This window comes from Bifidobacterium amazonense (genome assembly GCF_018555435.2).
GTDB classification, from domain to species: domain Bacteria; phylum Actinomycetota; class Actinomycetes; order Actinomycetales; family Bifidobacteriaceae; genus Bifidobacterium; species Bifidobacterium amazonense.
In genome coordinates, this window is record NZ_JAFEJT020000016.1 from 46,267 (window position 1) to 53,099 (window position 6,833).

Sequence of the window (6,833 nt, forward strand, 5' to 3'; positions counted from 1 at the left end):
GACGCGCGCGGCATTGCGCATAATGAGTATCGTTCGGAGAGCACCGTTCGGCAAGCACCGTTCGGCAAGCACCGTTCGGAGAGCCGCCCGAGATGCGGGGAACGGAGGAGCGTATGGGTCTTATCGCGGCGATGCAGGGGTTCTGCGTCATCGGCATCATCATTCTCATCGGCTATATCGCCGCGCGCTGCCAGATCGGCGGCCCGACCGCGCAGATGGTGCTCAATCGTTTCAGCTATTTCGTGTCCACGCCGTGCCTCATGTTCGCGCTGCTGTCCAAGGAGCATCTTGCGGACGTGTTCAAGACGGGCGTCCTGGTCGCGATCCTGTGCGCGTCGATCACGGGCGCGATATTTCTCGCGATCAACGCCGCATGCTTCCGGCTGAAACTCGCCGACGCGACGATCGGCGTGCTCATCTCCATGTTCATGAACGCGAACAATATCGGCCTGCCCATCGCCACGTACATTCTCGGCGATCCGACCGCGGTCACGCCGATCGTGCTCATCCAGGGCATCCTGTTCACGCCGGTCGCGCTGACCATGCTCGACCTGTCGTCCAAGGACACGGTGAGCGTACGCACGATCGTCGGCCAGCCGCTGCATCAGCCGATTCTGATCGGCGTGCTGCTGGGCATCGTCACGTCCGCGATCAGCGACCATGTCGGCTGGTTCGTCGTGCCGGATTATCTGTACGATCCGATCAATATCGTCGGAGGATCGTCGGTACCGCTGATTCTGACGGCGTTCGGCATGTCGTTGCGCAATACGAAGCCGTTCGGAGCCGGCGCCGATTATGCGGCGACGATTACGGCTGCGCTGCTGAAGAATGCGGTGATGCCGGCGGCCGCGTTCCTGCTTGCCTATTTCATGATGGGATTCCGCGGCACGGACCTGTACGCGTGCGTGATCCTCGCCGCGCTGCCGACCGCGCAGAACGTGTACAACTACGCGTCGCGCTACGATGCGGGCACGCGCCTCGCCCGCGACGGCATCCTGCTCAGCACCCTCTCCTCCCCCGTGTTCATCTTCATCATCGCCGCGCTGCTGGGGTGAGTGTCTGGGTGATTCAACAACTGCGCCTGACCGTCTCGGGCCGTCTCGGGCCGACCGCCCGCAACGGAAGATATCCGAATGTGGGGAAAATGAGACTTTTACGCACGCCCGTATCCGAAAGTGGGGAAATTGCGACGCGACACGCCGGTTTCCGATCCCGTTCGTACTGCTTGGTTCCCCACATTCAGGATATCGAGCCGAAAGTGGGGAAACAGGCAGTATGAACGCCCGTCATCGGCGGGCTTGATGCTGTCCATTTCCCCACTTTCGTCATCGGGCCATGTCCGTGGTTCCGCCAAGGCCTGTTCATGCTGCCTGTTTCCCCACATCCGCCGCCACCCCGGCCTCCAACGGCGGGCCGACGGGCCAACCGGACAGGAATGTGGGGAAATCTAAACATTTTGCGTAGGGTCTTCCTGCGCCCGACAGATACAGAAAAGCCCCGGACCGTTGATATTCCAACGATTCGGGGCTTTCTCCCTGCGTGCGAGTGGGGGGAGTTGAACCCCCACGAGCATACACTCACTGCCACCTGAAGACAGCGCGTCTACCATTCCGCCACACTCGCAGACAATCGATTAAGATACACCCATATCATCAGTCACGCAATCTTCGGCGTGTCGCGCGATATCGCAGCGAAAATCAGACCCTCTCATCGCACGGCAGTATGGCAGCACTCACAGCGACACAATGTCCGCGCCGAACGGCCACAGCGCCAGTTTGGCCATCTTGAACGACTGGATGCCGAACGGGATGCCAATGATGGTGAGGCAGTTGACCAAGCCGGCACCCACATACCCGAGCGCCATCCACACGCCGACCAGCACCATCCACACGATGTTCGCCAGCGTGGATCCGACGCCGCCCCGATACACCACGGTCTTACCGAACGGGGTGAGCGTGAGTTCGGCCATTTTGAACGCCTGTATGCCCAGCGGGATGCCGATGATCGTCACGCATAGCACCAGTCCGACGATCGCCCAGCCCAACGACAGGAGCAGACCGCCGAAAATCAGCCACACGATATTGCCCAAAAGTCTCATATCTTCATACTGCCATGCCGCAACGGGCGCAACGGTCAGGGGAACCACTGATTTATCCCTGATCCGGCAAGCCTGATCCGACAAGCCGGACCATCCCTCACCAACTCACCAACGCGGGGCCAGCCTTGTATACAACCATTCCGCACGGTTCGCACACCGCTTTGCACGCCCGCTCGTCGAGCGCGATCCGACAGTCACGATCCGGCAGCCCCGCCGAGTATCCCCATCCCGACCCAACGTCCCCGGTTCGCATCCGACCGGTCGCCAATCCCTTCTGCTATCGTTTGCATGAGGACGGGACGCGCGCCCACGCGCAACGCGGCACAACGCGGCACAACGCGACTCAATGCGGCACGGTCGCAACCCACGGCCACAGCCACTATCGCGACCACGGCTACAAGCAGCCGCCCCACCACGGTCACGGCTACGGCGCTGCCACAGCCGCAGTCCCGGTCACAAACCGCGGCCACAAGCCACGGCCGAAAACCGCCGCCGCAACCACGGCGCGAACGCGACGAAACCGCAGCAGACCCGCTGGAAGGAGACTCCAATGACGTCGAACAACACACGCGACGACTGGTGGAAGCAGGCGGTCGTCTACCAGATCTACCCGCGCAGCTTCAAGGACGTGAACGGCGACGGCCTCGGCGACATCGCCGGCATCACCGAGAAGATGCCGTATCTCAAAACGCTCGGCGTGGACGCAATCTGGCTGAGCCCGTTCTATCCGTCCGATCTCGCGGACGGCGGCTACGACGTGATCGACTATCGCAACGTCGACCCGCGTCTCGGCACCATGGACGACTTCGACGCGATGGCCGCGGCCGCTCGCGAGGCCGGCATCAAGATCATCGTCGACATCGTGCCGAATCACACGTCGAACAGGCACAAGCTGTTCCAGGCCGCCCTCGCGGCCGCTCCCGGCTCCCCCGAACGCGACCGGTATATCTTCCGCGAGGGCCGTGGGTCGAACGGCGAACTGCCGCCGAACGACTGGCAGGCCATGTTCGGCGGCCCCGCGTGGGAGCGCGTGCCGGACGGCCAGTGGTATCTGCACATCTTCACCAAGGAGCAGCCGGACGTCAACTGGGATAATCCGGACATCCACGAGGAGTTCGCGAAGACGCTGCGCTTCTGGTCCGACCACGGCGCGGACGGCTTCCGCATCGACGTGGCGCACGGTCTCGCCAAGGATCTCGACAGCGTCCCGCTCGCCGACCAGCCGGCCGACAGCGTGCAGAACGCGCTGTCCAGCGACGGTCTGAGCCCGTTGTGGGACCGCCCCGAGGTGCACGACATCTACCGTGAGTGGCGCGAGATCTTCAACGAGTACGATCCGCCGCGGTTCGCGGTCGGCGAGGCGTGGGTGGTGCCTGAGCATCAGCATCTGTATGCGAGCACCGACGAGCTCGGCCAGGTGTTCAACTTCGAGTTCGCGAAGGCGAACTGGGACGCGGCCGAAATGCGCGCGGCGATCGCCGAGGGGCTGGATTCCGCGGCCGAGACCGGCGATTCGACGACGACGTGGGTGATGAACAACCACGACGTGCCGCGCAGCCCGTCGCGTTACGGCCTGCCGCAGGTCACGCGCGCGCCGTATCACCAGCTGGCGCACGATTGGCTGCTGCGCAACGGCGGTTCGTATGAGGAGGATCGCGAGCTGGGCGCGCGCCGCGCCCGTGCCGCCGTGTTGATGGAGATGGGCCTGCCCGGTTCGGTGTACGTGTATCAGGGCGAGGAGCTGGGCCTGCCGGAGGTCGCGGACATTCCGTGGGACCGGCTTGAGGATCCGACGCCGTTCAACACGCTGCGTAACTTCACCGACAAGGGCCGTGACGGCTGCCGCGTGCCGCTGCCGTGGGATTCGACGGATGTGCCGGCTGTGGCGAATTGGTCGCCGGAACCCCGGTCCGAGCATGCGTTCGGCACGGGAGCCTCGTTCGGCTTCTCGCCGGCCACGCGTCCGGATGGATCGCATGCGGCCGATCCGCACCTGCCGCAGCCGCTGTGGTACAAGGACTACGCCGCGGACGCCGAGGAGCGGGATCCCGAGTCGATGCTGAATCTGTACCGTCGCGTGCTGTCGCTGCGCGCCGGCCTGCTGACGGCGACTGCGGACACGTCGACGTTCGACTGGCTGGACATGGGCGACGACGTGATCGCCTACCGCCGGCCGAGCACGGACGACGACGGCCGTGCGCTCGTCAGCGTCACGAATTTCGGTGCGGACGCGATCGAACTGCCGTCCGGCGAACCGGTGCTCGCGTCGGTGCCGCTGGTCGACGGCCTTCTGCCGTCCGACGCGTCCGTCTGGCTGCTGCAGTAGCGCGCGTCATTGACGTCATACGCGCAGACTACGCGCAGACGTCATACGCGCACGAACGCACGAGGACGCGACACGAGGCTGGCCGACGAACGCAAACGGCGGCGAACGCCGGCTGCGACGTGCACGATATCGGTGATGTCGTGCACGTCACCGGCCAGCGTTCGCCGCAGTGCGCATGTTGTCGATCGACATACGTTGGCAGCGTACGTCAACGGCTCGTCAGCAGTTCCAGCGTTCGATCACGCGATCGCCCTTGTAGACGGACAGGATCGAGTAGTGCGCGGTGTCGAGCCGCAGCAAACGTGCGAACTGCGGCTCGACGCCCAGCCAACGGGACGTGAGGATGCGCAGGACGTGCGCGTGCGCGACGAACAGCACGTTGCGGCCGTCTTCCAGCAACGGCATCGCCTGGTCGATGGCCAGCTGCACGCGCTCGTACACGTCCTGCAGCGACTCGCCGGCGCCATTGCGTACGGTGATCCGTTCTCCGTTCGGCAGCGTCTCCTCCCATTCGCCTTCCATGGACGGATCGAGCGCGTCCGGACCGTCGCGCCACACGTCCCACGATCCGCCGTGCATCTGCGCCACGGTCTGCCGTGTACGGCCCTCCGCACGGCCGTAATCCCACTCGGCCAACGCGGGCAGCGTCTGCGGTTCGAATCCGGCCAGACGCGCGGTCTGCTGCGCACGTTTGAGCGGGCTGGCGAACATGCAGTCGTTGTCAAACCCTTCGGGGAACAGGCTGCGAATACGTTTGCCGGCATCCTGCGCCTGTCGCACGCCGGTTTCGGTCAATGGGATGTCCGTGCGGCCCGTGTGCTGTCCTGAGACGCTCCATGCGGTTTCCCCGTGCCGCAGCAGTACCAGTTGTCCGGTTGGTCCGTTTGCGGCCGCCTTGCCACTGTTCGTTTGACTCATACGCCCCACTCTACTCACGTCGTCGGGGTTTCGCATCGTTTGCTTCGTTTTTGCCGTAGGCGTTCGTGTACGGATGCGTGACCGAGGCGGGAGCCGTCCGCGTTGGGTTGTGCGGACAGCTGGGCTCGTGCCGGACGCGTGACTGAAGTGCGCGCACCGACGGCCCTTCGTATCCCGCCACGTGTGGGTGCACTCCAAGCGCTCGCATAGCCCTTCCGATGCGGTTTTCCGTATCTCGCCACGTGTAGGTGCACTGTCTCGGTCCTTCGCCTAACGGCGATTCGTAGCTGCGCACGTCTGCACGCGCGCCCGCACGCGCCCGCACGCGCGTCGCTACCTCGCCAAATAATGTTGACCATGACCGATGTTCAGGCAGAGTCGACCGCCGATCAGATCATCGCCGTGTTCGACAGGATCAACGAGAAGGTGGATGCCATGCGCGCGAAGCGAATCAACGACCCCGATTCCCTTGGCGACAAGTTTCTGAAGTTCGCTCTGCCGTCCGTCGCCGGTTTCGTCGCCGGCAAACTGTTCACGTTCGCGTGGAACCGTAGTCTGGGCCGCAATCGCAAGGCTGCGTCGCAGGCCGGCGCAGGTTCGTTTGGCGACGGCGTGGTCGATGAAAAGGAAAGCCTGATGATGAGCGTGCTGTTCTCGGCGCTGTCGGCGGCCGTCGGCGCGGCTGTGTCGCAGCTGTCGGACCGCGGCTCGCAGGCGATCGTCGATCGTCGCCATCGTCGCAGGAACGACTGATCGCGTGCCCGTTGCGCACTCGTTGTGCACTCGCGGTGAACGTTACGTTTGCCGCCGTCGATCGTGCGACGATATACGGCATGACCGTCGCGTAGTGCATTGCTTCAATGCTTGTTCGTCGGCCAGCCACGACTTGACAAAACCAGCGTGGTTGTGTGTATGCGAGACGCTGTGTCTACGTATCGATGTGCGTATAGCCATGTCATCGCGTCCCTGGATGCCGGATCGTCACGTCACCCGCTATCGGCGGCGCGGCTTGTAGCCTTTCTTGCGTGAGTGCGGCTTGAGTTGCTGGTTGAGCGGCACCACACGATAACTGTTACGCGGGTCACGATGGGTCAGATGCCACGTACCGCAGTATTCGCAACGATATACCCACAGTTCCGCACCGCGTTCGCGCAGGCTTTGGTCTGCCGCTTGTTGAGCCTGCGCCTTGTCGTGATACATGATCTTGTTCGACTCGGTGCAGCGTTTGGGGACAAAGTAATGCATGGTAGTAACCGTAACAAGTGGTGTAGTTGTTGAATATGCGTGGTGTTTTTGTCTTGCTGGCGGTGTTCCGGCTGGGTGTTTTTCGTCGCTTGGTTCGTCGTTGTGTTGTGTGGGTATGAGAAAGGACCCCGGGAGCCGTGTGGCTCGACCGGGGTCCTCATCAAGTGTGAATGCGGCGGTGTGCTACTCTCCCACACTCTATCGGGTGCAGTACCATTGCCGTGCCAGGCCTTAGCTTCCGGGTTC

The 6,833-nt window shown here is 63.4% G+C and carries 6 protein-coding genes and 1 tRNA gene; 3 read left to right on the forward strand and 4 right to left on the reverse strand.

Annotated elements, in window-relative coordinates; all coding sequences use genetic code 11:
• Nucleotides 1-113: 113 nt before the first annotated feature.
• Nucleotides 114-1,055, forward strand: a complete 942-nt coding sequence (locus JS533_RS05470; RefSeq protein WP_241513457.1) for an AEC family transporter — start codon at nt 114-116, stop codon at nt 1,053-1,055.
• 485 nt (nt 1,056-1,540) lie between these two features.
• Here the strand turns inward: JS533_RS05470 and JS533_RS05475 are convergent.
• Both JS533_RS05475 and JS533_RS05480 read right to left on the reverse strand, forming a co-directional pair.
• Nucleotides 1,541-1,623, reverse strand: a tRNA-Leu gene (locus JS533_RS05475).
• A 109-nt stretch (nt 1,624-1,732) separates the two neighbouring features.
• Nucleotides 1,733-2,098, reverse strand: a complete 366-nt coding sequence (locus JS533_RS05480) for a YccF domain-containing protein (RefSeq protein WP_241513456.1) — start codon at nt 2,096-2,098, stop codon at nt 1,733-1,735.
• A 550-nt stretch (nt 2,099-2,648) separates the two neighbouring features.
• Here JS533_RS05480 and JS533_RS05485 point away from each other — a divergent pair.
• Complete coding sequence (locus tag JS533_RS05485; protein ID WP_241513455.1) at nt 2,649-4,424, forward strand: glycoside hydrolase family 13 protein; 1,776 nt, start codon at nt 2,649-2,651, stop codon at nt 4,422-4,424.
• Nucleotides 4,425-4,643: 219 nt separating this feature from the next.
• Here the strand turns inward: JS533_RS05485 and JS533_RS05490 are convergent, their stop codons facing one another.
• Nucleotides 4,644-5,342: a histidine phosphatase family protein gene (locus JS533_RS05490; protein ID WP_241513454.1), complete on the reverse strand. Its 699-nt coding sequence runs from the start codon at nt 5,340-5,342 to the stop codon at nt 4,644-4,646.
• A gap of 357 nt (nt 5,343-5,699) precedes the next feature.
• Here JS533_RS05490 and JS533_RS05495 point away from each other — a divergent pair, with 357 nt between their 5' ends.
• Entirely contained in the window at nt 5,700-6,095 is a 396-nt protein-coding gene (locus JS533_RS05495) for a DUF4235 domain-containing protein (RefSeq protein WP_241513453.1), read from the forward strand.
• Between the two features lie 240 nt (nt 6,096-6,335).
• Here the strand turns inward: JS533_RS05495 and JS533_RS05500 are convergent, their stop codons facing one another.
• A complete protein-coding gene (locus JS533_RS05500; RefSeq protein WP_241513452.1) occupies nt 6,336-6,587 on the reverse strand; it encodes a hypothetical protein in 252 nt (83 codons plus the stop codon).
• Nucleotides 6,588-6,833: the final 246 nt, after the last annotated feature.